We start from the raw sequence: 25515 nt of genomic DNA on the forward strand, positions 1-25515 counted from the left end.
CCCCTGGTGATCTGCCTCCGACGAAAGCGACCCATGCGCATCCAGCGGATCCTCGCCACCACCGCCGCCCTCAGCTGCCTGGCCACCCTCGCCGCGTGCGAGGAAGGCGGCCGAACGTCCCCACCGGGCGGAGCCACCGCCACCCCCTCCGCGTCCGCCGCCCCCGCAGAAGGGCCCCTCGCCGAGGCGCAGCGCCACATGCGGCAGTTCACCTCCTGCGACGACCTGAGCGCGAAGGCCGACGACCCGCGGATGCCGCGCGGGGACTTCCCCAAGGCCGGCCAGTGGTCGGTGGCGGAGCTCGGCGTGTGCAGCGACAAGGCCGAGAAGGGCGACATCGTCATCGCCGTCCCGAAGGACATGAAGGCGTTCCAGGAGGGCTACAAGCAGTACGTCATGGACCGGATCAAGGGGGGCGACGGTGGCTACGGCCACGAGAGCCGGGTACTGATCGGCAAGGGCTTCGTCGCCTTCCCCACCGCGACCAAGTCGGCCTTGAAGCTGGTCCGCTCCGACCTGCGCGTCCTGGTCTGCAACCCGGGCGGCCGGGTCCCCGAGGGGTACAAGCGCGAGAAGCCGCTGGTGGAGGGCTGCGGGCTCACGGACTTCGTCTCCGCGGAGGACGGCTCGGGCAGCCCGAACTTCGAAATGCCGCAGGACCCGGCCGGCGACGGCTCGAAACTCGGCCAGCCGAAGAACGGCAGCCTCGGCCTCCCGCGCGCCGGCAGCATCGCCGAGCTCCGCAAGCTCGTCGGCAACAGCCTGGACTGCGAGAAGAACTTCTCCACCGATCCCGAGGCGGTGGCCATCGAGTCGATCGACTACCAGCCGGTGGTCAAGGGCAACGCGCTGGACTGGGGCGTGACCGGCCGCGCGCTGTGCGGGCAGCCGGCCGGCGAGCGGCGCGCCCACGACCTGAGCTGGCTGGACACCGTCGGAGACATGAAGAAGCTCCAGACCAAGGCCAAGGCCGCCCAGCAGGCCGACCTGAAGGACGACGGCAAGCTGAAGGCGACCGGGAGCCTGTTGCTCGTCGGCGAGAACATCGCGGTCGAGACCAATGACCCCTCGTCCCGGTTCGGTTTGTACCAGCTGCAGTTCCTGTACCTGAACTGCACCCCCGGCTTCTCCGCCCCGTCGGGGTACCGGCTGGAGAAGTCGCAGGTCGAGGGGTGCGTCCTGACCAACTACGAGCCGGACCACCCGCTGCGCTGAGCGGGCGGACCGGACGGGGCCGGACGCGACGGAGGGGCGGACGGAGCACCTGGCTCCGGCCGCCCCTCCGGGCTCCCCGCGGCGTGCGGACGTACATGCCCCGGGGCCGTGAGGCGTACGGGGGTGCGGGCCGCAGGGCCACGGGCGTACGGGGACGGCAGCGGATGGCTGCCGCGGGCGGGCTACTGCTTGTGCGCGGCCCAGGCGTGCTGGATCACCAGGTCCGCCTTCAGCTCGGTGAGCTGGAGGGCCACCGCCGAGGGGGCCGTACCGCCCCGCCCGCTGCGGGAGGCGAGGGCGCCGGGGACGTTCAGGACGGTGCGGACCTCCGGGGTCAGGTGCTCGGAGATCTTCGCGAACTGTTCGTCGGTGAGCTCGTCGAGCTCGATGCCGAGCGCCTCGCACTCCTTGACGCACTCGCCGGCCACCTCGTGCGCCACCCGGAACGGCACGCCCTGCTTGACCAGCCACTCCGCGATGTCCGTGGCGAGGGAGAAGCCGGCCGGTGCCAGCTCCTCCATGCGCTCCCGGTTGACGGTGAGCGTGGCCATCATGCCGGTGAAGGCGGGGAGCAGGACCTCCAGGGTGTCGCAGGAGTCGAAGACCGGCTCCTTGTCCTCCTGCAGGTCGCGGTTGTAGGCGAGCGGGAGGGCCTTGAGGGTGGCGAGCAGGCCGGTCAGGTTGCCGATCAGCCGGCCGGACTTGCCGCGCGCCAGCTCGGCGATGTCCGGGTTCTTCTTCTGCGGCATGATCGAGGAGCCGGTGGAGAAGGCGTCGTGCAGGGTCACGAAGGAGAACTCCTTCGTGTTCCAGATGATGATCTCCTCGGCGATCCGGGACAGGTTGATCCCGATCATGGCGGTGATGAAGGCGAATTCGGCGACGAAGTCACGGGAGGCCGTGCCGTCGATCGAGTTGCCGACCGAGCCGCGCTCGAAGCCGAGGTCGGCGGCGACCGCCTCCGGGTCCAGACCCAGCGAGGAGCCCGCAAGGGCGCCCGAGCCGTACGGGGAGACCGCGGTCCGGGTGTCCCACTGGCGCAGCCGCTCGGCGTCCCGGGACAGCGACTGGACGTGGGCGAGCACGTGGTGCGCGAAGAGCACCGGCTGGGCGTGCTGGAGGTGGGTGCGGCCGGGCATGGCCACGTCCGGGTGGGTCTCGGCGAGGCCGACGAGGGCGTCCTGGAGGTCGGCGATGAGGCCGCCGATGATCCGGGCGTGGTCGCGCAAGTACATCCGGAAGAGGGTGGCCACCTGGTCGTTGCGGGACCGGCCGGCGCGCAGTTTGCCGCCGAGTTCGGCGCCGAGCCGCTCCAGCAGGCCGCGCTCCAGGGCGGTGTGCACGTCCTCGTCGGCGATGGTGCCGGTGAAGGAGCCGTCGGCGACGTCCGCCTCCAGCCGGTCCAGGCCCGCGATCATGCGGTCGAGCTCGTCGGCGGTGAGCAGCCCGGCCTTGTGGAGCACGCGGGCGTGGGCGCGGGAGCCGGCGATGTCGTACGGGGCGAGGCGCCAGTCGAAGTGGACGGACGCGGAAAGCTTCGCCAGGGCCTCCGCCGGACCGTCGGCGAACCGGCCGCCCCAGAGCCGGACGTCACCACCGTTGTTGCTGCTCACTCTGCTGCTCCTGCTCCTCAAGACTGCTGCATGGCTCGGGTGTGCAACGGCCTCCCCGCCGCGGAGGTAACGGGGAGGCCGTTTCGCTTGCGTACGGCGGGACGGCTCAGCCGCGGTCTGCGTCAGGCTCCGCCTGCCAGATCACGACGCGCGGCGATCTTCGCGGAGAGGGCGAAGATGTCGATGAAGCCCTGGGCCTTGGACTGGTCGAACGTGTCGCCGGTGTCGTAGGTGGCGAGGTTGAAGTCGTAGAGGGACTCCTCCGACTTCCGGCCGGTGACGACGGCGCGGCCGCCGTGCAGGGTCATCCGGATGTCACCGGTGACGTGCTGGTTGGCCTCGTTGATGAAGCCGTCCAGGGCCCGCTTGAGCGGGGAGAACCACAGGCCGTCGTAGACGAGCTCGCCCCAGCGCTGCTCGACCTGCCGCTTGTAGCGGGCCAGCTCGCGCTCGACGGTGACGTTCTCCAGCTCCTGGTGGGCGGTGATCAGTGCGATCGCGCCCGGAGCCTCGTACACCTCGCGGGACTTGATGCCGACGAGGCGGTCCTCGACCATGTCGATCCGGCCGATGCCCTGGGCGCCGGCCCGCTCGTTGAGCTGCTGGATGGCCTGGAGCACGGTGACGGGCTTGCCGTCGATGGCGACCGGGACGCCCTCCTTGAAGGAGATGACGACCTCGTCGGGCTCGCGCGGGGTGGCCGGGTTCGAGGTGTACTCGTAGATGTCCTCGATCGGCGCGTTCCAGATGTCCTCCAGGAAGCCCGTCTCGACGGCGCGACCGAAGACGTTCTGGTCGATGGAGTACGGGGACTTCTTGGTGGTCGCGATCGGGAGGTTCTTCGCCTCGCAGAAGGCGATGGCCTTGTCCCGGGTCATCGCGTAGTCACGGACCGGGGCGATGCACTTCAGGTCGGGGCCGAGGGCCTGGATGCCCGCCTCGAAGCGGACCTGGTCGTTGCCCTTGCCGGTGCAGCCGTGGGCGACGATGCCGGCGCCGTGCTTCTTCGCGGCGGCGACCAGGTGCTTGACGATGGTGGGCCGGGAGAGGGCCGAGACCAGCGGGTAGCGGTCCATGTAGAGGGCGTTCGCCTTGATCGCCGGGAGGCAGTACTCGTCGGCGAACTCGTCCTTGGCATCCGCGACCTCGGCCTCGACGGCACCGCAGGCGAGCGCGCGCTTGCGGATGACGTCCAGGTCCTCGCCGCCCTGGCCCACGTCCACGGCAACGGCGATGACCTCGGCGCCCGTCTCCTCGGCGATCCAACCGATGGCGACGGAGGTGTCCAGGCCGCCCGAGTAGGCGAGTACGACGCGCTCGGTCACGGGTTTCTCCTTACGGTGCGATCCAGCGATGGGCATAACTATGCACTGTTCCGTATGTTTCGTCAATCGGTCGGTGGGTCGTCCGCCTGACCAGGGGAAATATCCACGGCGCCCCTTGCGTCCCCCGACTACGCTCCCCCTGTCGAGCGGCGGACGGCGCTGCCGGGCGGGCCGGGGAGGGCGCATGGGAACGGAACGGCGGCGGGACGCCGAGGCGGGTCGCGCCGCGGCGCAGGAACTGCTGGACGGCGGCCCGGTCCCGGACGGCGGGGTGCTTCCGCACGGCGGCCCGGAGGCCTGGCTGGCCTTCGACGCACACGTACGGGGCGCCCTGGCCGGCCGGGGCGGGCCGGACCGGCCGGGCGGGCCGGGCAGGTCGGGCGGGCCGGGCAGGTCGGGCGGGCCGGGCAGGTCGGCGCGGTCGCGCTTCGCAGTGCTGCGCCGCGCGCCCCGGCCGGTGGAGACGCCGCTGGAGCTGCGCCTGTGCCACCCCGACGGCTGGGAGCGGGAGGTGGCGCTCGGCACGACGCACACGCCGCTGCCGCTGCCGCTCGTGGTGATCCGCTGCACCGACTGGGTTCCACAGGTCCGCGCACGGGCCCGCCGGGCGCTGGTGGAGGCCCTGGCCGCCGACGCCCCGCACACCGTCTTCACCGCGATCCCGCTCGTCCTGCGACTTGCCGGGCGGGAACGCGGAGCCTGGGCGGTGGAGCTGTTCGAAGCCGCCCTGCACGCCCGGAACCCCCGCCTCGGGCAGTGGTGGCGGGTCGGCCTGCTCGCGGGCCCGCCCTCCCGCAAGGAGGCCGACGCGCTGCTGTCCGGGCTGCGGCTCAAGGCGCACCTGCCGACCCGGCGCTTCGCCGCCCGCATCAGCCTCGCCCGCGGCGTCATGGGCCTGCCGGAGCTCGCCCGGCACGCCGGCGCCGAACGCGATCCGGCGACGGCCCGGCAGTGGGCCGACGCCACCCTGGAGGCCCTGGCCTCGGCACACCGCGGGGCGGGCGCCGGCGAGGCCGACGCGGCGATCGACGCGCTGCTCGGCAGCCCCGTCCCCGCGGTGCGCTCGGGCGGGGTCACCGCCCTGCGCGCGGCCGGGCGGTCCGCCGAGGCCGAGCGGTACCTCGCGGACCGCTCCGGGCTGGTACGGGCCTGCGCGCGCCGGCTCGTCGGCCAGGACGGCGGCGACCCGCACGCCCGGTACCGCTGGCTGGTCACCGACCCGGCCGGCCCGTCCCCGTACGCGGTGGCCGGCCTCGCCGAATGCGGCCGCCGCACGGACGTGCCGCTGCTGCGGGAGCTGCTCGGGCACCCCGTCGGCCGGGTGCGTGCCGCCGCGGTGGCCGGGCTGCGGCAGCTCGACGCCACCCTCGACGACGCGGCCCTGCTCGCGCTGCTGGACGACCCGGCCCCGTCCGTGACCCGCGAGGCCTGCCTGTCCCTGCTGCCGGTGGCCGTCCGGCTGGACCCGGGTCCGCTGGCCGCCCGCTGCACCGCGCGCGACGGCCTGCACGTCCGCCGGGCGGCCCTCCGGCTGCTCCGCGCGCGGGGCGGGATCGACGCGTTGCGGGCCGCCGTGACGCTGTCCTCGGACTGGGAACCGAAGGTGCGCGGGCGCGCCCGGGCGACCGTACGCGGCTGGGACTGGCAGCTCAGCCGGTCCACCGGGGAGGCGGACACGGCGGAGCTCGCCGCCCTGCTGCGCAGGTCCGCCCGCCTGTTCAGCGCGCACGAGCTGGCCACCCGGCGCGCCCTCCTGGGCCTCACCGGTCCAAGTACCTCTGGGGAAAAGCAGGTTCAGGACGAATAATGCCCCCATGGGAAAGCTCTACGAACGCATAGACGGTCGGCTGCGCACCTTCATCGAGGAGCAGCCGGTCTTCTTCACCGCGACGGCTCCGCTGGCGGCGGACGGCCACGTCAACCTGTCCCCCAAGGGCCGCAAGGGAACCCTCGTCGTCATCGACGAACTGACGCTCGCCTACCTCGACTTCGGCGGCAGCACCGCCGAGACCATCGCCCACGTGCGGGAGAACGGCCGGATCACCCTGATGTGGTGCGCGTTCCACGGCCGGCCCACCATCGTGCGGGTGCACGGCCGGGCCGAGGCGGTCTTCCGCGACGACCCCCGCTGGGGCGAGCTGATCGGGCGGTTCGCGGACGCGGACGGACCGGCCGCGCGGGCCGTCGTCGTGGTGCACGCGCTGCGGGTCTCCGACTCCTGCGGGTTCGCAGTCCCCTTCATGGAGTACGAGGGCGAGCGCGAGCTCCATGCGGAGTACTTCGCGCGGAAGACGGACGAGGAGTTCGCCGCGTACTGCGAGGGGAAGGAGTACGTCGGGGTGAGTGTCGACGGCCTGCCTGCGCTGCCGCTGCCCCTTCCTCCGCGTACCGTCTGACATGTGCTGCGTACTGCTCTCGTCACCGGCTCACTGATCGTCACCACCCTCCTCCCCCACGGCCATCAGCCGCTGCCTGACCAGCTCGCCGACACCGGCGGCGGCAGCCAGCTCATCACCGCCGTCGCGCCCGCCCCCGGGTCCACGACCGGACGGGTGGTCTGGTGGGAGCGGTGGGCGGGGCGCTGGTTCGAGAAGGGCAGTGCCGAGGCCCGGTTCGGGGCGAAGGGCCTGACGGACGGGGCGACCCGTGTCCAGGGCACCAACACCACCCCGACCGGCCTGTACGCCCTCCCGTACGCCTTCGGGATCCGCCGGGCCCCCGCCGGGACGCAGTACCCCTACCGACGGGTGACGGACGCCTCCTGGTGGTGCCAGGACAATGCGTCGAGCAGCTACAACCGCTGGGTGGAGCCGCTGCCGGCGGACTGCGCGCCCGGCGAGTCCGAGCACCTCGTGACGTACGCACGGCAGTACGCGCACGGGATGGTCATCGCCTTCAACTACGACCGCCCGGTCCACGGCCGGGGAGCGGGCATCTTCCTCCACGTCAACGGCAAGGGCGCGACGGCGGGTTGTGTGTCGGTCCCGCAGGAGGCGATGCGCGCGATCCTGCGCTGGGCCGATCCCCGGCGCCGCCCGCACATCGCGATCGGCACGCAGACGGGCGACCTGGCGATCACCCGGTACTGACGACGGCCACGGAGGACGGCCCGCGGAACCGGCAGGTCCCGCGGGCCGGAGTCCGTCAGCTCTCCTTCTGGGCCAGGCGCAGCAGGTGGTCGGCGAGGGCCTGGCCGCCCGCCGGGTCGCGGCTGATGAGCATCAGCGTGTCGTCGCCGGCGATGGTGCCGAGGACGGCGTGCAGTTCGGCCTGGTCGATCGCCGAGGCCAGGAACTGCGCGGCACCCGGCGGAGTGCGCAGGACGACGAGGTTCGCGGAGGCCTCCGCCGAGATCAGCAGTTCACCGGAGAGGCGCCGCATGCGCTCCTCCTTCGCCGACTCGCCGAGCGGGGCCTGCGGGGTGCGGAAGCCGCCCTCGCTGGGCACCGCGTAGATCAGCTCGCCGCCGGTGTTGCGGATCTTCACCGCCCCCAGCTCGTCGAGGTCCCGCGAGAGCGTCGCCTGGGTGACGCTCAGCCCGTCGTCCGCGAGCAGCTTGGCCAGCTGGCTCTGGGAGCGGACCGCCTGCCGGTTCAGGATGTCCACGATCCGGCGGTGGCGGGCGGTGCGGGTCTGGGGAACGGAAGGACCTCCCCCGTTCTCCGTATTGGGGGACCCCGACTGCTCGTTGTCCTGCGCCTGGCTCATCGTCGTCTCATTCCCCGGTTCGTCCGTCCCCGTTGGCTGCATCGAGAATGCCGGGCAGGGCCTGCACGAACGCGTCCGCCTCTGCCTCGGTGAGCACGTACGGCGGCATGAGCCGTACGACGTCGGGGGCGGGCGCGTTGACCAGGAAGCCGGCGTCCTGGGCCGCCTGCTGCACCTGCGGTGCGTACGGCCCGGTCAGCACGATACCCAGGAGAAGGCCCTCGCCACGGACATGGGAGACCAGCGGGTGGCCACTGCCGCCGCCGAGGCCCTCGATTCCGGAGCGGAGCCGCTCGCCGCGGGCCTTGACCCGGTCGAGGAGTCCGTCGGCGGCGATGGTGTCGAGGACGGCGAGGCCGGCGGCGCAGGCGATGGGGTTCCCGCCGAAGGTGGTGCCGTGCTGGCCTGGCTGCAGGAGGTCGGCGGCCGGGCCGAACGCGGCGACGGCGCCGATCGGCAGGCCGCCGCCCAGGCCCTTCGCGAGTGTGACGAGGTCGGGGTCGACGCCCTCGTGGGCCTGGTGCTCGAACCAGTGGCCGCACCGCCCGATGCCGGTCTGCACCTCGTCGAGGACGAGGAGGGTGCCGGTGGCGCGGGTGATCTCCCGCGCGGCCTTGAGGTAGCCGGCGGGGGGTACGACGACGCCGTTCTCGCCCTGGATCGGCTCGATGACGACGAGTGCGGTCTCCTCGGTGACGGCGGCCCGCAGGGCGTCGGCGTCGCCGTACGGGACGTGCGTGACGTCGCCGGGCAGCGGCAGGAACGGCCCCTGCTTCGCGGGCTGGCCGGTGAGCGCGAGGGCGCCCATGGTCCGACCGTGGAAGCCGCCGGCGGTGGCGACCATGTGGGTCCGCCCGGTCAGCCGGCCGATCTTGAAGGCGGCCTCGACGGCCTCGGCTCCGGAGTTGCAGAAGAAAATCCGGCCGGGGCGTCCGAAGAGCTGGAGCAGCCGCTCGCCGAGCGCGAGGACGGGCTCGGAGGCGTAGAGGTTGGAGACGTGGCCGAGGGTGGAGACCTGGGCGGTCACGGCGGCGACGATCGCGGGGTGGGCGTGGCCGAGGGCGTTGACGGCGATGCCGCCGACGAAGTCGGTGTACTGCTTGCCGTCGGCGTCCCAGACCTGGGCGCCCTCGCCGCGTACGAGGGCCACGGCGGGCGTGCCGTAGTTGTTGGTCAGCGCGCCCTGCCAGCGGGCCGCGTACTCCTGGTTGGCGGTCACGACTGCTTCCCTCCCGGTGTCCTGCCGTCCTGCGGGCCCTGCACGTCCGGTACGACCATCGTGCCGATGCCCTCGTCGGTGAAGATCTCCAGCAGGATCGAGTGCTGGACCCGCCCGTCGATCACGCGGGCGGTGCGCACCCCGTTGCGCACGGCGTGCAGGCAGCCCTCCATCTTGGGCACCATTCCGCTGGACAGCTCGGGCAGCAGCTTCTCCAGCTGGCTGACGGTGAGCCTGCTGATCACCTCGTCGCTGTGGGGCCAGTCGGCGTACAGGCCCTCGACGTCGGTGAGGACCATCAGCGTCTCGGCCCCGAGCGCGGCGGCGAGCGCGGCGGCGGCGGTGTCGGCGTTGACGTTGTAGACGTGCCCGTCGTCGGCGGCGCGCGCGATGGACGAGATCACCGGGATCCGTCCGTCGGCGAGCAGGGCCTCGATGGCGCCGGTGTCGATGGCGGTGATCTCACCGACCCGGCCGATGTCCACCTGCTCCCCGTCGATCTCGGGCAGGTGCCGGACCGCGGAGATGGTCTGGGCGTCCTCGCCGGTCATGCCGACGGCGAACGGACCGTGCTGGTTGAGCAGGCCCACCAGCTCGCGCTGGACCCGGCCGGCGAGCACCATCCGAACGACGTCCATGGCCTCCGGGGTGGTCACGCGCAGGCCCGCCTTGAACTCGCTGACCAGGCCTTCCTTGTCGAGCTGGGCGTTGATCTGGGGGCCGCCGCCGTGCACGACGACGGGGCGGAGCCCGGCGTGCCGCAGGAAGACCACGTCCTGTGCGAACGCGGCCTTGAGCTCGTCGTTCACCATGGCGTTGCCGCCGAACTTGATGACGACGGTCTTGCCGTGGTGGCGGGTCAGCCAGGGCAGCGCTTCGATGAGGATCTGCGCCTTCGGGAGAGCGGTGTGCTTCCGCGCGGTGCCGGTCATGAGCTGTAGGCGCTGTTCTCGTGGACGTACTCGGCGGTCAGGTCATTGGCCCAGATCACGGCGGACTCGCTGCCGCTGGACAGGTCGGCGGTGATGCGCACCTCGCGGTCCTTCATGGAGACCAGGTCGCGGTCCTCGCCGACGGAGCCGTTCTTGCAGACCCACACGCCGTTGATGGCGACGTTGAGGCGGTCGGGGTCGAAGGCGGCCCTGGTGGTGCCGATGGCCGAGAGGACCCGGCCCCAGTTGGGGTCCTCGCCGTGGATGGCGCACTTGAGGAGGTTGTTGCGGGCGATGGACCGGCCGACCTCGACGGCGTCGTCCTCGCTGGCCGCGCCGACGACCTCGATGCGGATGTCCTTGCTCGCGCCCTCGGCGTCGCCGATCAGCTGGCGGGCGAGGTCGTCGCAGACGGTCCGCACGGCCTCCGCGAAGTCCTCGTACGCCGGTGCCCGGCCGGACGCGCCGGAGGCGAGCAGCAGCACGGTGTCGTTGGTGGACATGCAGCCGTCGGAGTCGACCCGGTCGAAGGTGGTACGGGTCGCGGAGCGCAGTGCCCGGTCGAGGGTGGCGCTGTCCAGGTCGGCGTCGGTGGTGAGGACGACGAGCATGGTGGCCAGGCCGGGGGCGAGCATGCCGGCGCCCTTGGCCATGCCGCCGACGGTCCAGCCCTCCCGCGTGACCGCGGCGGTCTTGTGGACGGTGTCGGTCGTCTTGATGGCGATGGCGGCGGCCTCGCCGCCGTCCGCGGAGAGGGCGGCGACTGCGGTCTCCACGCCGGGCAGCAGCTTGTCCATCGGGAGGAGGACGCCGATCAGGCCGGTGGAGGCGACGGCCACCTCGCCGGCGTTGTGCTCGCCCCCGAGCGCCTCGGCGACCTTCTCGGCGGTGGCGTGGGTGTCCTGGAAGCCCTTGGGGCCGGTGCAGGCGTTGGCGCCGCCGGAGTTGAGGACGACCGCGCTGACGGCGCCGCCGCGCAGGACCTGCTCGGACCACTGGACGGGGGCGGCCTTGACCCGGTTGGAGGTGAAGACGCCGGCCGCGGCCAGGCGAGGCCCGTTGTTGACCACGAGGGCCAGGTCCGGGTTGCCGTTCTCCTTGATCCCCGCGGCGATGCCCGCCGCGGTGAATCCCTGTGCTGCCGTGACCGTCACTGCGTCTCCTCGCTCGCTTGTTCCGTCGTCGTCCGCAGCCCGGCGGCTGCGGTGGTGGCGCTCGGTACGGCGCTCACGGTGCCACTCCGATCGTGGACAGCCCCAGGCTCTCGGGGAACCCGAGGGCGATGTTCATGCTCTGGACCGCGCCGCCGGCGGTGCCCTTGGTGAGGTTGTCGATGGCGCTGATCGCGATGATCCGCTGCGCGGCCTCGTCGTGGGCGACCTGGACCTGAACGGCGTTGGAACCGTAGACGGATGCCGTCGCCGGCCACTGGCCCTCGGGCAGCAGGTGGACGAAGGGCTCGTCCGCGTAGGCCTTCTCGTACGCGGCGCGCACCGCGGCGGCGGTGGTGCCGGGGAGGGCCTTGGCGGAGCAGGTGGCGAGGATGCCCCGGGACATGGGCGCGAGGGTGGGCGTGAAGGAGACCGAGACGCGCTGCCCGGCGATCGCGGACAGGTTCTGCACCATCTCGGGGGTGTGCCGGTGGACGCCGCCCACGCCGTACGGGCTCACCGACCCCATGACCTCGGAGCCCAGCAGGTGCGGCTTGAGGGCCTTGCCGGCGCCGGAGGTGCCGGAGGCGGCGACGATCACCGCCTCCGGCTCGGCGAGCCGGTCGGCGTAGGCCGGGAAGAGGGCGAGGGACACGGCGGTGGGGAAGCACCCGGGGACCGCGATGCGCTTGGACCCCTCCAGCGCTGCGCGGCCTCCGGGCAGCTCGGGCAGCCCGTAGGGCCAGGTGCCGGCGTGGGGGGCGCCGTAGAACCGGTCCCAGTCGGCGGAGTCCTTCAGCCGGTGGTCGGCGCCCATGTCGACGACGAGCACGTCGGGACCCAGCTCGGCCGCGACGGCGGCGGACTGCCCGTGGGGCAGCGCCAGGAAGACGACGTCATGCCGCCGGCCCTGGCCGGCGAGGACCTCGGGGGTGGTCGGCTCCAGTACGCGGCCGGCGAGCGGGACGAGGTGCGGCTGCAGGGAGCCGAAGGGCTGACCGGCGTTGGAGTGGCCGGTGAGCGCGCCGATCTCCACCTCGGGGTGCGCCAGGAGCAGGCGCAGGAGCTCACCGCCCGCGTATCCGCTCGCTCCGGCCACTGCTACACGTACCACCATCGGACCCTCCTCTTCGATGGCATGACTATACGGATCGCCGCACTTTTATGCAATGAGACCGGGTCCCCCCACCCCGGGCTTGCTGGACGGGCGGCGCGCGGAGCACGTCAGGATCCGGTGACGGCACGGCGAATCGCGTCGAGCGAGCGGTCCACGTCGGCGTCGGTGGTCGACCAGTTGCTCACGGAGATCCGCATGACGCGGCGGCCGTGCCAGGTGGAGCCGCTGATCCAGGTGTCCCCCTCGTCGAGCAGCCGGGTGAGGACCCGGTCGGTGCGGTCATCGCTGCCGAACTCGGCGCAGACCTGGGTGAACACCACCTCGTTGAGGACGGTCGCGCCGTCGATCGCGGCGATGCCGTCGGCGAAGGCGCGGGCGTGCCGGCACAGCCGGTCGACGAGGTCGGCGACCCCCGACCGGCCGAGGGACCTGAGGACGGCCCACACGGGGAAGGCCCTGCCGCGCCGGGAGAGCTCGGGGACCTTGTCGACGGGGTCGCCCTGCTCGTCGTGGATGAGGTAGTCGCCGCGCTGGCCCATCGCCGCCCGGAGGGCGGACGGGTCGCACACGATGGCGAGGCCGCAGTCGTAGGGGACGTTCAGGGTCTTGTGGGCGTCCGTCGCCCAGGAGTCGGCGGACGCGCAGCCGGCGGTCAGGGGCGCGTGCGCCGGGGAGGCCGCCGCCCACAGGCCGAATGCCCCGTCGACGTGTACCCAGGCGCCCGCCTCGCGGGCGGCGCGGACCGCCGCGGGGAAGGGGTCGAAGGCGCCGGAGTGGATGTCCCCGGCCTGGAGGACCACGATCGTCGGGCCCGGCCCGCCGGAGGCCAGGGCGTGGCGCAGGGCCTCGGGGTCGATGCGCCCCTGGTCGTCGGCCCGCACGGTTCCGGGTGCGCCGAGCCCCAGGTAGCGCAGCGCCATGTCGACGGCGATGTGGCGGTCGGCGCCGGCGACGACGCGGACCGCCGGGCCCCCGGCGAGCCCGTCGCGGGCCGCGTTCCAGCCGGCGCCCCTCAGCACCGCGTCGCGGCCGGCGGCGAGGCAGGTGAAGTTCGCGGTGGTCGCGCCGGTGGTGAAGCCGACGGCGCTGCGAGCCGGCAGGCCGAGCAGGTCGAGCAGCCACGTGCTCGCGATGTCCTCGGCCGCCGCGTAGGCGGGCGAGGCGGCGCGCATCACGCAGTTCTGGTCCCAGGCGCTGACCAGCCAGTCCGCGGCCAGCGCAGCCGGCTCGGTGCCGCCGACCACGAAACCGTGGAAGCGGCCGCTGGGGAAGGCGGTCAGGCCCGGCTCGCAGGCCTCGGCCATCAGGTCGACGACCTCGGCGGGCACACCGGGGCCTTCCGGCAGCTCGGTACCGAGCGCCCGTACGACCTCGTCGACCGAAGCACGGGCGGGCACCCGCCGCTCGGACAGGCTCGCCAGCCAGCGCACGGCATGGCCGTGTGCCCGTCGGAGCGCGGCCTCGCGCGCGTCCATACCTCGGACTATGGGACGGCCGCGGCCGGCCTGCAAGCCGCGGCCCGGAGGCGGCCTTGCGGTCAGCCGTCAGCCCTCGGGCCGGGCGCCGTGCCGGGCAGCCATCAGGTCAGGGAGTGGCGGACCCAGACGTTCGGTTCGACGTACGCCGCGTAGCCCTGGACCGGGTCGCAGTGGACCGGGGTGAGGGCCCCGGGGACGTGGACCGGGCCGGCCGTGTCGAAGGGCAGCCCCGTCCAGGCGCGCCACTCGTCCAAGGAGCCGGTGACCGTCATCGACAGCGGCGCGATCGAGTCGATCACCGCGCCGGCGCGGACGTGGACCCGCAGCCACGGGTCGTGGGGCAGCCCGTCCTCGCGGGTCCGGTACGCGTACTCGTGGATCGGGGTGTCGGGCTCGGCCGGCTTGCCGCTGGGCCGGACCGGGGCCACCACTTCGGCGAAGCCGCGCGCACGCGCGTTGTCCCGCATCGCGGCCAGCATCCGCCCGGACAGGCCCTCGCCCTGCCGGCCTGTGTCGATGCTGATCTCGACGGCGCTCACCGTGTCGGGCTCGATGCCGCGCCGCAGGTCGGAGAAGGCCCACATGACGACCTGGTCCCAGCCGCGGGCCGGTAGGACCCCGTCCCGGCCCGGCGCGTGCAGCGCGAACGGCACGCTGAACCCGCGGGCGACCACCGATTCGCCCTCCGTCGCGATCAGCACGTACTCGGGCAGCTCCGACACCATCCGCGGGTAGAGCAGCCAGGCGAGCGAGTCGTTGCCCGAGAACTCGGGCCATGAGTCGTCCATGTCGTAGAGCCGCTCGGCGAGTTCGGGGCGCTCCGCAATCGTGGTGATCTCGATTCCGTCCATGTGCGCAGGCTAAGGGCGATGCGGCGGCACCTCCACCGGATTACCCGGGGGCCTGCAGCGACAGGTGCCAGTGCCCCGACCAGCCGGTCAGGGTGATGGTGGACAGCGGGCGGACGTCCACGTTCCAGTACGTCTGGGGGGCGGCCCGCAGCGCGTACACGAGGGCCGCCCGCACCACCGAGGGCTCTGCGACGGCGACGATCGCGCCCCCGTCGTCGGCGGGCCTGGTGTCGAGCCAGCCCCCGATGCGGGAGATGAAGGCGAGGAGGGATTCGCCACCGTGCGGGGCGGCGAGCGGGTCGGCGAGCCAGAGTTCCACCGCGCCGGGTTCGCGGGCGGCGACCTCGGCCAGGGTCAGGCCCCGCCAGCGGCCCATGTCGCACTCGCGCAGTGCGGGCTGGGCGAGCGGTGCGTACCCGAGGGCCCGGCCGGTGGCCCGGCTGCGCGGGCCGGGCGAGCAGTAGCGCAGTCCGGCGGCGCCCAGGGGGACCAGCCCGGCCGCGGCGGCCGCGAGGGTGCGCCAGCCCTCGTCGTCCAGGGGGCGGTCGTCGTCGAAGCGCTCGGCGAGCAGCGAGGAGCCGCGGGCTGCTGCGACGAGCGAAACCCGAACGTTCATGCGGCGATGGTGGGCCGCGGGCCGCACCGGGTCAAGCGTCCGGCACACGTCCGACGTCCAGCACACGTCCGACGTCCGACGTCCGACACGCGTCCGACGTCAGGCGTCCGGACCGGCGGCGCCGGCCTGCTCCTGCCCCAGTCCGGTGCGCAGCCGCTGGACGGCCTCGCCGAGTTCCGCCGCGCCCGATACCCCGGCGAAGCTCAGCCGTACGTACGGACCGGGCGGTTCCGCGCAGAAGTAGGGACGGCCGGGCATGACCGCGACACCGGCCCGCAGGGCGGCGGCCGCGAAGGCGACGTCGTCGCCCTCCCCGCCGGGCCGGGCCCACAACTGGAAACCGCCGGACGGCAGGTGGGGCAGCCGCAGTCCGGGCAGTCCGCGGCGCAGCGCACCCGCGAGCACGTCGCGCCGGTGCCGCAGCTCGGCGGAGAGGGAGCGCAGGTGGCGCGGCCAGGCGGGGGCTCCGACGAGTTCGAGGGCGGCCTCCTGGAGCGGGCGCGGCACGAAGAAGCTGTCCACGACCTGGATGGCCCGCAGCCGGTCCAGGACGGGGCCGCGGGCGGCGAGCGCGCCCACCCGGAGGCTCGGCGAGGCCACCTTGGTCAGCGACCGGACGTGCAGCACCACCCCGTCGCGGTCCTCGGCGGCCAGGGTCGGGGGCAGCGGCCCGGCGTCCTCGTGGGCGAGGGCCCGGGCGTAGTCGTCCTCCACGACGAACGCCCCGGCCTCCCGTGCGATCCGCAGCACTTCGGTACGCCGTTCGGGGGCCAGCACCGCCCCGGTGGGGTTCTGGAAGAGCGGCTGGCACACGAAGACCCGGGCTCCGGTGGCTTCGAAGGCGGCGGCCAGCAGCTCCGGCCGGACCCCGTCGGCGTCGGCGGGAACGGGCACGGGCCGGCATCCGGAAGCCCGGGCGATCGACAGCAGGCCGGGGTAGGTGGGCGACTCGACCAGGATCGGCGCCCCCGGCGGGGTCAGCGCGCGTACGGCGGTGGTCAGCGCGCTCTGCCCGCCCGCTGTGATCAGCACATCGGCAGCGGCGACGGAACCGCCGATCTCGCGGGCGAACCAGTCGCGGAGCTCGGGCAGGCCCTCCACGGGGGGCCTCCCCCAGGCGCCGGGGCGCCGGCCGGCCCGCGCCAGGGCGGCGGCCATGGCCCGCTCCGGCTGGAGCGAGGGGTGCAGGTAGCCGCCGCTGAGCTCGATGACCCCGGCCGGCGGGGTCGCGAGGGAGTTGATGACCCCGGAGGCGTCCACGGACCGGGGGACCACCTCCCCGACGCCCTCCGCGCTGAGGGCCACCTCCTGCCAGGAGGTGTCGCCGGGCGCGGGATCGGGCGTACGCGGCAGGGCCCGGTAGGCGCCGGCGCCGGGCCGGGTGACGACGAGGCCTTCGGCGGAGAGCTGGGCGAGGGCGCGGGAGACGGTGACGGGGCTGACCCGGTAGCGCTCCACCAAGACCCGGCTCGACGGCAGCTTTCCACCCACCGAGTAGCGGTTCAGGTCGGAGCGCAGGGCATCCGCCAACTCCTGCACACTGCTACGCTCGTACATGAGAGCACAGAATAGCGCTACCCCCGCCACTCCGATAGCAGTCGGGATCCTGGACGGCACACCGGACTGCACCGCCCACGCCACACCGGCCGACGCACGGGCTCGTTCGGGGACCGGAACCGCAGGCAACGCCAGGACCGGAACCGCGGCCGGCACCGCGCTCGCCTCGCTCGGCGTCCTCGCCTTCTCCCTGACCTTCCCCGCCACCGCCTGGGGCCTGGAGGGCTTCGGCCCCTGGAGCTTCGTCTCGGTGCGCAGCGTGCTGGCCGCCCTGATCGCGGGGGGCTTCCTGCTGGCCGGGCGGGTCCCGCTGCCGGCCCGCGAACACTGGGCGGGGCTGGCGGTGGTGGTCGCGGGTGTGGTCGTCGGCTTCCCGCTGCTCACCACCCTGGCGCTGACCACCTCCACCACCTCGCACGCCGCCGTGGTGGTCGGGCTGCTCCCGCTCACCACGGCGGCGCTGTCGGCCCTGCGCACCGGTGTGCGGCCCTCGCGCCGGTTCTGGGCCGCGGCGGTCGCCGGGGCCGTCGTCGTCCTCGCCTTCACCCTGGCCGAGAGCGGCGGCTCGCTCTCGGCCGGCGACGGGTTCCTGTTCGGGGCCCTGCTGGCCTGCGCCGCCGGTTACACCGAGGGCGGTCGGCTGGCCCGCGCGATGCCGGGGTGGCAGGTCATCGGGTGGGCGCTGGTGCTGTCCCTCCCGCTCACGCTGGCCGGTTCCGCGCTGGGGCTGGCGTACGAGCCGGTGCGGCTGACCGCCCACGGGCTGGCCGGGCTGGTGTGGGCGGCCGCGGGCTCCACCTTCCTGGGCCTGTACGTCTGGTACCGGGGCATGGCGGAGATCGGCGCCCCTCGGGCCAGCCAGCTCCAGTTGGCCCAGCCACTGCTGACATTGGTGTGGTCGGTGGCCCTGCTGGGTGAGCGGCTGTCGCCCGCGGCTCCGGCGGCCGCCTGCGCGGTCTTGGTCTGCATCGCCCTCACCCAGCGGGCTTAAGTCGGACAAATCGCCGTACACTGCTGTCACCGGATCCAGACCGCCTCCGAGGAGGTCAGCTTATGCGCGCGACCGAAGGCGACCAGCTGGTGCAGCACGGCAGAGTCGTGGGGCAGCACGACAAGGTCGGTGAGATCACTCAGGTACTGGGCGAAAACGGCAGCCCGCCCTACCGGGTCCGTTTCCCCGACGGCCACGAAGCCCTCATGTCCCCGGGCCCCGACTGCGTGGTGAAGCACCCGGAGGAACCCCGGCACTGATGCGGCGGCCCGGCGGCCCGGCACCTCAGCGGGGCGGAACCGCCGTCGGGTAGTGGTCGGCGACGACCCTGGCCATCGCTCCATTGGGGTCCGCGGCCACCTGCTTCGCAGAGAAGTAGGCATGGCCGCGGACCTCGGCGTACCGGCGCGCGAAGGCCAGGTGCCGGGACAGCTCGGCCGGGTCGCGCCAGGCGGCCGTCGCACTGTCGGGGTCGCAGCGGTACAGCGCCTCCCCGATGTACAGGTCGACGTCCGTTCCGGCGACGGTCTGCGCCCACCACGGGACGAGCTTGGCGTAGTCGGCCGCCGGATGGCCGATGTGCCAGTACACCTGCGGCACGACGTAGTCGATCCAGCCCTCCCGCACCCACGTGCGGGTGTCCGCGTACAGGTCGTCGTACGTGGCGAGGGACCGGGTGTCCGAGCCGAGCGGGTCCCGGTCCCGGTTGCGCCAGACGGCGAACGGGCTGATGCCGAACCGGGCCGAGGGTCGCACCGACCGCACCCGTTCGGACATTTCCCGGACCAGGGCGTCGATGTTGGAGCGGCGCCAGTCGGCGCGCGTGGCGAAGCCGGCGCCGTGGCGCGCGTAGGCGTCGTCGTCGTCGAAGTGCTCCCCCTCGACGGGGTACGGGTAGAAGTAGTCGTCCCAGTGCACCCCGTCCACGGCGTAGCGGGAGACGGCGTCGAGCATGGCCTCCTGGACGAAGGCGCGCACCTCGGGCAGCCCCGGGTTGTAGTAGAGCTTGCCGCCGTACGGGACCGTCCAGCCGGGGTTGCGGCGCGCCGGGTGCGAGGACGCGAGGCGCGCGGGATCGGCGTGGCCGTTGGCCACCCGGTACGGGTTGAACCAGGCGTGCAGTTCGAGCCCCCGGGCATGGGCTTCGGCGACGGCGGCGCCGAGCGGGTCCCAGCCGGGGTCGGTGCCCTGCCGGCCCGTCAGCCACTGCGACCAGGGTTCCCGGGCGGCGGGCCACATGGCATCGGCGGTGGGCCGGACCTGGAGGAACACCGCGTTGAGGCGCCGTTCGACGGCGGCGTCGAAGAGGGCGGTCAGCTCGTCGCGCTGCTCCCCGGCGTCCAGGCCGGTCCCGGAGGGCCAGTCCACGTTCTCCACGGAGGCGATCCACATCCCGCGGAACTCCGCGGCGGCCTTCCGTCGGGAGCCCGGCGGGCCCGCCTCCCCCGGAGCCGCCCCGACGCCCTCCGCGTGTGCGGGCGTACGCGCCGCCGGCGGGCCGCCCCGTACCGCTTCCGCCGCCCCGGCCGGGCCCGCTGATGCGGCTGCGAACGCTCCTGCGGCCCCCGCCAACAGGCCCCGCCGTCCGATGTACTCCATGTGACGACTCCGTTCCGTTGCGTGACTCCACCTGTCTGCGCTCAGCATGCCCGCCCCGGCCCGCCACCACCGGCAAGATCGGGGGTAACGTCGGGGGGCGTGGCGGGCGCCGGATTGCAGTGACCACTGACGACCACGGGGGACCCGCCGACGACGGAGCAGCGAAAGGCACGAAGTGACTGACCTCCCTTCCGACATCACACGGGTCGGCGTAGTGGGCTGTGGCCAGATGGGTGCCGGCATCGCCGAGGTGTGCGCCCGCAGCGGTCTCGACGTGAAGGTCGCCGAGACCACGGGCGAGGCCCTGGAGCTCGGGCGCACCCGGCTGCAGAACTCCCTGACCAAGGCCGCCGCCCGCGGCAAGATCAGCGAGGAGGAGCGGGACGCCACCCTGGCCCGCCTCTCCTTCACCACCGATCTCGGCGAGTTCGCCGACCGTGACCTGGTCATCGAGGCGGTCGTCGAGAACGAGCAGGTCAAAACGGAGATCTTCCAGGTCCTGGACCAGGTGATCACCCGCCGGGACGCCATCCTCGCCTCGAACACCTCGTCGATCCCGCTGGTCAAGCTGGCCGTGGCGACCTCGCGGCCCGACCAGGTCATCGGCATCCACTTCTTCAACCCGGCCCCGGTGCAGAAGCTCGTCGAGCTGATCCCGGCGCTGACCACGAGCGAGGAGACCATCAAGCGGGCCGAGGGCCTGGTGCAGGGCGTCCTCGGCAAGCACGCGATCCGCGCCCAGGACCGGTCCGGCTTCGTGGTCAACGCGCTCCTGGTCCCGTACCTGCTGTCCGCGATCCGGATGTTCGAGTCGGGCATCGCGAGCCGCGAGGACATCGACAACGGCATGGAGTTCGGCTGCGCCCACCCGATGGGCCCCCTCAAGCTCTCCGACCTGATCGGTCTGGACACGATCGCCTCGATCGCCGACTCGATGTACTCGGAGTTCAAGGAGCCGCTGTACGCCGCTCCCCCGCTGCTCCAGCGGATGGTCGACGCGGGCCGCCTCGGCCGCAAGACCGGATCGGGCTTCTACGCTTACGGCTAGCCGAACCCCGGCCGAACGGCAGGTGTGACCTTCGCGTCAGCCCGGCCGCCGCTGTGGCGGCCGGGAGTCGGCTAGTGTCCCTGCGTGAAGAAGCACATACTCTCGCTCACCCGGCGGCCGTCCGCCGGGGCTCGGGGCGCGAACCGCGGCGGGGCCGCCAGGACGGCCGCGCCGGGTGCCCGGCTCGGCTGGCTGGACGCGCTGCGCGGTGTCGCCGCCCTGATCGTGGCACTGCACCACTTCGACGTCCTGCGGCTGCTGCCCTTCGGCGGCTTCGTCTGGCGGAACTTCGACATGGGCCTGTTCGGGGTGATGCTCTTCTTCATCGTCAGCGGCTACATCATCCCTGCCTCGCTGGAACGCCGCGGCGACGTCCGGGCCTTCTGGATCGGCCGGATCTTCCGGATCTACCCGGCCCTCATCGCCGCCCTGGCCCTCTCGATCATGATCCTGCCGAAGGGCGACGGCTCGGTGGCGCTGCTGCGCACCGGCGACGACCTGGCCTCACTGGTCGCGAACGGCCTGATGCTGCAGGACATGCTCGGCGTCATCAACAGCATGAACGTCACCTGGACGCTCTGCTACGAGATGATCTTCTACTTCTTCGTGACCGCCCTGTTCACCCGCGGTCTGCACCGGCACAGCGGCCCCGTCGCGGTGGTCTGCGCCGCCGCGGCCCTGGGGGTCGGCACGGCCGTCGGCTCCCAGCTCCTGTCGACCTGGCTCGGCTCGACCCGGCTGCTCCTGCTGGTCGTCACTCCGATCGCGCTCGCCGGCCTCGCCGGGGTGCTCACCGGCCGGCGGTGGCTGACCGGCGCGGGCGCCGCACTGCTCGGCGGTCTCGGCCTCGTACTGATCACGCTGAACGGCCGGGCCCCGTGGTTCCAGACCTGGATGATCTTCGCGACGATGTTCGCCGGCACGGCGGTGTACCGGGCGCAGCACGCCGGCTCCGGCCGCACCCGCACCCTGTCACTGGTCTCCTGCGGGTTCGTGCTGGTCGCGGGCGGGCTGGTCGGCTACCTGTACAACCGTGGCGGCTTCGAGGACCACACCTGGACCTCGGGCTGGCGGGCCTGGTCGTTCTCGTACCTGGCCGCATGGGCGGCGTTCGGGCTCGGGTTCCTGCTCCGGGGGCGGCGCTTCCCGCGGGTGCTGACCTGGCTCGGCGCGATCAGCTTCTCGGTGTACCTGGTGCACTTCCCGCTGCTGCGCACGATCGCCCCCCTGGTCGGGGTGCCGCCGCTGCCCTCGTCGACGCTCGGCAGGATCGCCTGGACCGCGATCTTCGTCGCCGCGGTGCTGGCCGCGAGCCACCTGCTGTACCGCCTGGTCGAGCTGCCGATGCAGGACCTCGGCCGGCGCGTGCAGCGGGCGGTCGACCGCCGCTGGCCGCGCACGGCGGCCGGCCTGGCGGCAGGCACCGTGGCCGGCCCCGTAGCCGGCGCCCCGGCCGGACCGGTTCCTCCCCAGCGGACCGCCGAGGAGGAGCGGGCCCGGATGGTCGCCGCCGGGCGGGACGGCTAGCTAGCCCAGGCGCAAGTGGTGCAGGAGGAGCAGTCCGGCCGCCGTGTTGGCGGCCGGGACCTCTCCGCGGGCGATCATCTCCGGCACGAGTTCCAACGGCACCCACGCGCGGCGTGAGGATTCGAAGTCGTCCTCGGGAGGGCCGACGTACGCGGCCCCCTCCGCCCAGTAGAGGTGGTGGCGGGCGTCGGTCAGCCCGTTGGAGGGCTCCACGGTCATCAGGTGGTGCAGCGGGCCGGGACGCCAACCCGTCTCCTCCTCCATCTCCCGCGCCGCCGCCCGCGCGAGGTCCTCGCCGTCCTCGACCACGCCCGCGGGCAGTTCCCAACCCCAGCTGTCGGTGATGAAGCGGTGCCGCCACAACAGCAGCACCTCGTCCGCCCCGTTGACGGCCGTGGCGGCGGCGACCGGCCGCAGCCGGATCACGAAGTGGTCCAGGTGCCGGCCGTCGGGAAGTTCCACATCGGCGAGGTTCACGTCGAACCAGCGGTTCTCGTACACGGTCTGCTCACTCAGGTTCGTCCACTGCACGGTTCTGCCACCTTCCGGATCGTCGGTGGCAACATGGCAGCAGCCGCAGCGGTCACAGCGGAACGCGCAGCGCCCCGTCGATGAGCCGGGCCGTCTCCCCCGCGCCCGGGCAGCCGCTGCTCAGCAACTGCTCGCGGACGGCCCTCAGCCGGTCCCGCAGCCGCAGCGACTCCATCCCCTTGGCCCGCTCGGCCATTTCGGCGGCCGTGGCCACCGCCCCGTCCCCCTCCCCCTGGCGCAGCTGGATCTCGCACAGCATCGCCAGCCGGTGTACCCGGCCGCGGTCGTGGGCGGGCGTGCCGACCGCGGCGGCCGCCTGCTCGTGCGCGCCGTCGAGGTCCCCGAGGCTCAGCAGGGCCTCGGCCACCTGTACGTTGACCAACCCGGGCTGGACGTACCCGGTCTCGTCGGGCTCCGTGCCGGGCCGGATCCGCTCGGCCGCCGCTTCGGCGTGCCGGATGCAGGCCAGGGCGGCGGCCGGATCGCCGAGTTGGGCGTACGCCTTGGCCTGCATCGCGTACAGGTCGGCGGTGAGCGCCGGGGTGGTGTCCCGGCTCGCGGAGCGCAGCGCGGCCTCGGCGAAGGCGACGGCCTGGCGGTGCTCGCGCAGGTGCAGGGACTGGTTGACGAGCAACGCGATGACGTACGCGCCGAGCCCCCGGTCCCCGCTCGCCTTGGCCAGCCGCAGCGCCTGGTGGAAGTAGCGCTGGGCGAGGCCGTGGCCGTCGGAGTCGTACGCGCAGATCCCCGCGACGGCGACCAGGGACCCGGCGGCCCGGTGCAGTCCGCGGCCGAGGGCGTCGGGGTAACTGCCGCGCAGCATGGGCGCGGTCTCGCTGCCGAGGAAGCGGACGATGCGGGCCCGGGTGGCGACCCCGCCGGCCCGCCGGTACATCAGCTCGTAGTGGGCGCGGGCGGCCCGGAGGATCTCGATGTGCTCCGGCCCGATCCGCAGGGGGCCGTCGCGGGACACGTCGCCGTCCTCGGGCGGGTTCTCCCACTCCCACACGGGGATCACCGCGGGCGTGCCGGTGACCGCCTCGGCGGTGAGCAGCGGGAAGCGCCCCTGCTGGTCGGAGCGCCACAGGGCGGTGGCCCGGTCGACGAAGCCCTGGAGCGGGGAGGAGTGCGGGGCGGCGGGCTGCCCGGGCAGCCCGAACCCGACGTCGTCCAGGGAGACCGGGCGGCGGAGCCGGCCGCCGAGCACCTCGCAGATCAGGTCGGGGACCTGGCCGCGCGGCCGCTGGCCCTTCAACCACCGGGTGACGGCGGTGTGTTCGTAGCGCAGGGCGAGCCCGCGGGACCGGCCGGCCTGGTTCACGTGCGCGGCGAGTCCGGCGTGGGACATGCCCGCCTCGGCGAGGAGGGCGTCGAGCAGGGCATTGGGCTGCATGGGCCCCTCCAAGGGCTCGTCGGTCTCAGGCTAGTGGGTGCGGGGTTCACACGGGGTGTGAACCGAGTACGCGCATAAATGCGATACGCACCCTGCCGCTGCGGGCCCCGGGGGCGGTTCACTGAAGAGCCTCGCCAAAGAGGCAGCCCGGGTCGTCGGCTCCCCCTCGTACAGTGCGACGACCCGCACCGCGCCGCCCGGCCTGTTGTCTGCCCGACACTCCACGGCAGGCGGGCGGCGCGCCTCGGCTCCGCCGGCACCCGGTTGGTCACCGGGTCCCGCAGGGGCCGGGAGGAACGCGCGCCGGGCCCTCCCACCGGGGCCCGGTGTGCGGTTCCGGCTGCCGTCCCGGTACGGGGCTCAGGCGCAGCGGTCGCTGCGGAGGACCAGCAGGGCCACGTCGTCGGTGAGCCGCCCGCCGGTGTGGCGCAGCAGTGCGGCGTGCACGCCCGCGACCAGCCGCGCGGGGGCGGGCGCCGGCTGCCGGGCCAGGACCCCGGCCAGGACGCGGTGCAGCGGGAAGAACCGGCCGGCGGTGTCGCGGGCGTCCTCCGCGCCGTCCGTGTGCAGGAACAGGAGGTCGCCGGGACGCAGTCGGCCGCAGTCGCCCGCCACCAGCCCGTCGGGGACGGGCACCACCCCGAGCGGGGGCAGGGGATCGCCCCCGGCGAGCACCCGCACGCCCTCCCCCGCGGACGCCCCCTCCGGTTCCCGTCCCACCGCCGACCGGGGCGCACACCCTCTCCTCCTCCGGGGCGCCGCCCCTCCCGGCGCCGCCGACGGGCGCGCACGCGGCCCGGGCAGCGCCCCCACCACGGGGGCGCCGGTGTGGGGAACCGCCCCACAGGGCTCCAGCGGCCCGTCCGGGCGGCGCAGCAGGATCGGCCACGGGTGGCCGCAGTTGAGGGCCGTCACGGTGCCGTCCCGGCCGATCTCCAGCAGAAGCACCGTCACGAACTCCTCCGCGGACGGGGATCCGGGCTCGGCCGGGCAGGCGGACGGGTGTTCCGCCCGGGCCCGTTCGCGGACGTGCCGCCCGAGCGCCCGCTCCATGCGCCGCAGGACCCCGACCGGCGAGGCCTCGTCGTGGGCCGCCTCCCGGAAGGCCCCCAGCACCACGGCCGCGGCCGCCAGCGCGGGCAGACCGTGCCCGCGTACGTCCCCGATGACGACCCGCACCCCGTACGGGGTCGGCACGGCCTCGTACAGGTCGCCGCCGACCGACGCGCCCCGGCTGGCCGACAGCTGGGCCGCCGCCACCGCCAGGCCCTCGATGCGCCCGGGCAGGGGCCGCAGCAGCGCCCGTTGGGCGGCGCCCGCGATCTCCTGGGAGCGTCTGAGCCGGGCCTTCAGGCCGCGCCGGACGTGCAGGGCGCAACCGGCCGCCAGGAGCAGGAAGGCCGCGCAGCTGGCGAGGCCGGCCCACAGCGGCCGCCCGGGCGTGGACAGCTCCCAGGTCACCGCGGCGCCGCCCCACGCGAGGACGCCCGCCCGGCGCAGCTGGGGCATCTCCCCACGCGTGATCATCCCTGGGACTCCCGTGTCCGGTCCCGGTCACCCGGCCGCCTCGATTCTGGCGACCCGGCCCGCCTCCGGGACACGGCCGAGGGGCGTTCTCACCCGAATGAGTGAGGGGCGTATCCG

The 25515-nt window shown here is 73.6% G+C and carries 23 protein-coding genes; 8 read left to right on the forward strand and 15 right to left on the reverse strand.

The genetic code is table 11. The features are described from left to right. Positions 1–33 precede the first annotated feature (33 nt). Entirely contained in the window at positions 34–1215 is a 1182-nt protein-coding gene (locus tag ACFV7Q_RS07265) for a hypothetical protein (protein ID WP_385424671.1), read from the forward strand. A 182-nt stretch (positions 1216–1397) separates the two neighbouring features. Here the strand turns inward: ACFV7Q_RS07265 and argH are convergent, their stop codons facing one another. Together argH and ACFV7Q_RS07275 are read right to left on the reverse strand one after the other, a co-directional pair. Beyond that, positions 1398–2828 carry an argininosuccinate lyase gene (gene argH / locus ACFV7Q_RS07270; protein ID WP_385424674.1) on the reverse strand — a complete coding sequence of 477 codons (1431 nt, stop codon included), beginning with the start codon at positions 2826–2828 and terminating at the stop codon, positions 1398–1400. Positions 2829–2950: 122 nt separating this feature from the next. Continuing rightward, entirely contained in the window at positions 2951–4153 is a 1203-nt protein-coding gene (locus ACFV7Q_RS07275; RefSeq protein WP_385424676.1) for an argininosuccinate synthase, read from the reverse strand. A 184-nt stretch (positions 4154–4337) separates the two neighbouring features. Between ACFV7Q_RS07275 and ACFV7Q_RS07280 the strand changes: the two genes are divergently transcribed. The 3 genes from ACFV7Q_RS07280 to ACFV7Q_RS07290 are packed head-to-tail and all read left to right on the forward strand — an operon-like array spanning position 4338 to position 7242. Beyond that, the gene (locus ACFV7Q_RS07280) at positions 4338–5960 is read left to right on the forward strand and encodes a HEAT repeat domain-containing protein (RefSeq protein WP_385424678.1); all 1623 of its coding nucleotides are present in this window, start codon (positions 4338–4340) and stop codon (positions 5958–5960) included. Between the two features lie 7 nt (positions 5961–5967). Beyond that, positions 5968–6549 carry a pyridoxamine 5'-phosphate oxidase family protein gene (locus tag ACFV7Q_RS07285; protein ID WP_385424680.1) on the forward strand — a complete coding sequence of 194 codons (582 nt, stop codon included), beginning with the start codon at positions 5968–5970 and terminating at the stop codon, positions 6547–6549. Positions 6550–6555: 6 nt separating this feature from the next. Next, the gene (locus ACFV7Q_RS07290) at positions 6556–7242 is read left to right on the forward strand and encodes a L,D-transpeptidase (RefSeq protein WP_385424769.1); all 687 of its coding nucleotides are present in this window, start codon (positions 6556–6558) and stop codon (positions 7240–7242) included. A 55-nt stretch (positions 7243–7297) separates the two neighbouring features. On the opposite strand, the gene ACFV7Q_RS07295 is transcribed toward ACFV7Q_RS07290, so the two are convergent. The 9 genes from ACFV7Q_RS07295 to ACFV7Q_RS07335 form a co-directional block, all read right to left on the reverse strand. After that, positions 7298–7861 carry an arginine repressor gene (locus tag ACFV7Q_RS07295; protein WP_385424683.1) on the reverse strand — a complete coding sequence of 188 codons (564 nt, stop codon included), beginning with the start codon at positions 7859–7861 and terminating at the stop codon, positions 7298–7300. A gap of 7 nt (positions 7862–7868) precedes the next feature. After that, on the reverse strand, positions 7869–9080 hold the full coding sequence (locus ACFV7Q_RS07300; RefSeq protein WP_385424686.1) for an acetylornithine transaminase: 1212 nt from the start codon (positions 9078–9080) through the stop codon (positions 7869–7871). Then, positions 9077–10012, reverse strand: a complete 936-nt coding sequence (gene argB / locus ACFV7Q_RS07305) for an acetylglutamate kinase (RefSeq protein WP_385424689.1) — start codon at positions 10010–10012, stop codon at positions 9077–9079. Before argB ends, ACFV7Q_RS07300 begins: the two co-directional genes overlap by 4 nt. Beyond that, positions 10009–11166, reverse strand: coding sequence for a bifunctional glutamate N-acetyltransferase/amino-acid acetyltransferase ArgJ (argJ, locus tag ACFV7Q_RS07310; RefSeq protein ID WP_385424692.1), 1158 nt, complete (start codon positions 11164–11166; stop codon positions 10009–10011). The genes argB and argJ overlap by 4 nt, the downstream gene beginning before the upstream one ends. Before the next feature lie 73 nt (positions 11167–11239). Next, positions 11240–12280 (reverse strand): N-acetyl-gamma-glutamyl-phosphate reductase, encoded by a 1041-nt coding sequence (gene argC / locus ACFV7Q_RS07315; protein WP_385424695.1) that lies wholly within the window; start codon positions 12278–12280, stop codon positions 11240–11242. Between the two features lie 107 nt (positions 12281–12387). Beyond that, positions 12388–13755, reverse strand: coding sequence for a pyridoxal phosphate-dependent decarboxylase family protein (locus tag ACFV7Q_RS07320; RefSeq protein WP_385424697.1), 1368 nt, complete (start codon positions 13753–13755; stop codon positions 12388–12390). A gap of 104 nt (positions 13756–13859) precedes the next feature. After that, entirely contained in the window at positions 13860–14609 is a 750-nt protein-coding gene (locus tag ACFV7Q_RS07325; RefSeq protein ID WP_385424699.1) for an N-acetyltransferase, read from the reverse strand. Between the two features lie 40 nt (positions 14610–14649). Continuing rightward, complete coding sequence (locus ACFV7Q_RS07330; RefSeq protein ID WP_385424701.1) at positions 14650–15225, reverse strand: histidine phosphatase family protein; 576 nt, start codon at positions 15223–15225, stop codon at positions 14650–14652. A 99-nt stretch (positions 15226–15324) separates the two neighbouring features. Next, positions 15325–16782, reverse strand: coding sequence for a PLP-dependent aminotransferase family protein (locus tag ACFV7Q_RS07335; RefSeq protein ID WP_385424704.1), 1458 nt, complete (start codon positions 16780–16782; stop codon positions 15325–15327). Here ACFV7Q_RS07335 and ACFV7Q_RS07340 point away from each other — a divergent pair. Continuing rightward, a complete protein-coding gene (locus tag ACFV7Q_RS07340) occupies positions 16781–17773 on the forward strand; it encodes a DMT family transporter (protein WP_385424706.1) in 993 nt (330 codons plus the stop codon). The two genes, ACFV7Q_RS07335 and ACFV7Q_RS07340, sit on opposite strands and share 2 nt — an antisense overlap. Before the next feature lie 62 nt (positions 17774–17835). Continuing rightward, a complete protein-coding gene (locus tag ACFV7Q_RS07345) occupies positions 17836–18033 on the forward strand; it encodes a DUF1918 domain-containing protein (RefSeq protein WP_385424709.1) in 198 nt (65 codons plus the stop codon). Positions 18034–18058: 25 nt separating this feature from the next. Here the strand turns inward: ACFV7Q_RS07345 and ACFV7Q_RS07350 are convergent, their stop codons facing one another. Further along, the gene (locus ACFV7Q_RS07350; RefSeq protein ID WP_385424711.1) at positions 18059–19372 is read right to left on the reverse strand and encodes a glycoside hydrolase family 10 protein; all 1314 of its coding nucleotides are present in this window, start codon (positions 19370–19372) and stop codon (positions 18059–18061) included. 175 nt (positions 19373–19547) lie between these two features. Here ACFV7Q_RS07350 and ACFV7Q_RS07355 point away from each other — a divergent pair, with 175 nt between their 5' ends. Then, a complete protein-coding gene (locus ACFV7Q_RS07355; RefSeq protein WP_385424714.1) occupies positions 19548–20420 on the forward strand; it encodes a 3-hydroxybutyryl-CoA dehydrogenase in 873 nt (290 codons plus the stop codon). A gap of 84 nt (positions 20421–20504) precedes the next feature. After that, on the forward strand, positions 20505–21947 hold the full coding sequence (locus ACFV7Q_RS07360) for an acyltransferase family protein (protein ID WP_385424716.1): 1443 nt from the start codon (positions 20505–20507) through the stop codon (positions 21945–21947). Here the strand turns inward: ACFV7Q_RS07360 and ACFV7Q_RS07365 are convergent, their stop codons facing one another. From ACFV7Q_RS07365 to ACFV7Q_RS07375, 3 genes are all read right to left on the reverse strand, one after another. Next, positions 21948–22478, reverse strand: a complete 531-nt coding sequence (locus ACFV7Q_RS07365; protein ID WP_385424719.1) for an NUDIX hydrolase — start codon at positions 22476–22478, stop codon at positions 21948–21950. It lies immediately after the preceding gene. Between the two features lie 52 nt (positions 22479–22530). Beyond that, a complete protein-coding gene (locus ACFV7Q_RS07370) occupies positions 22531–23871 on the reverse strand; it encodes a tetratricopeptide repeat protein (RefSeq protein ID WP_385424721.1) in 1341 nt (446 codons plus the stop codon). 360 nt (positions 23872–24231) lie between these two features. Beyond that, positions 24232–25398, reverse strand: a complete 1167-nt coding sequence (locus ACFV7Q_RS07375; RefSeq protein ID WP_385424723.1) for a SpoIIE family protein phosphatase — start codon at positions 25396–25398, stop codon at positions 24232–24234. Positions 25399–25515 lie beyond the last annotated feature (117 nt).

Source organism: Streptomyces sp. NPDC059851 (assembly GCF_042732005.1).
Lineage (GTDB): Bacteria > Actinomycetota > Actinomycetes > Streptomycetales > Streptomycetaceae > Streptomyces.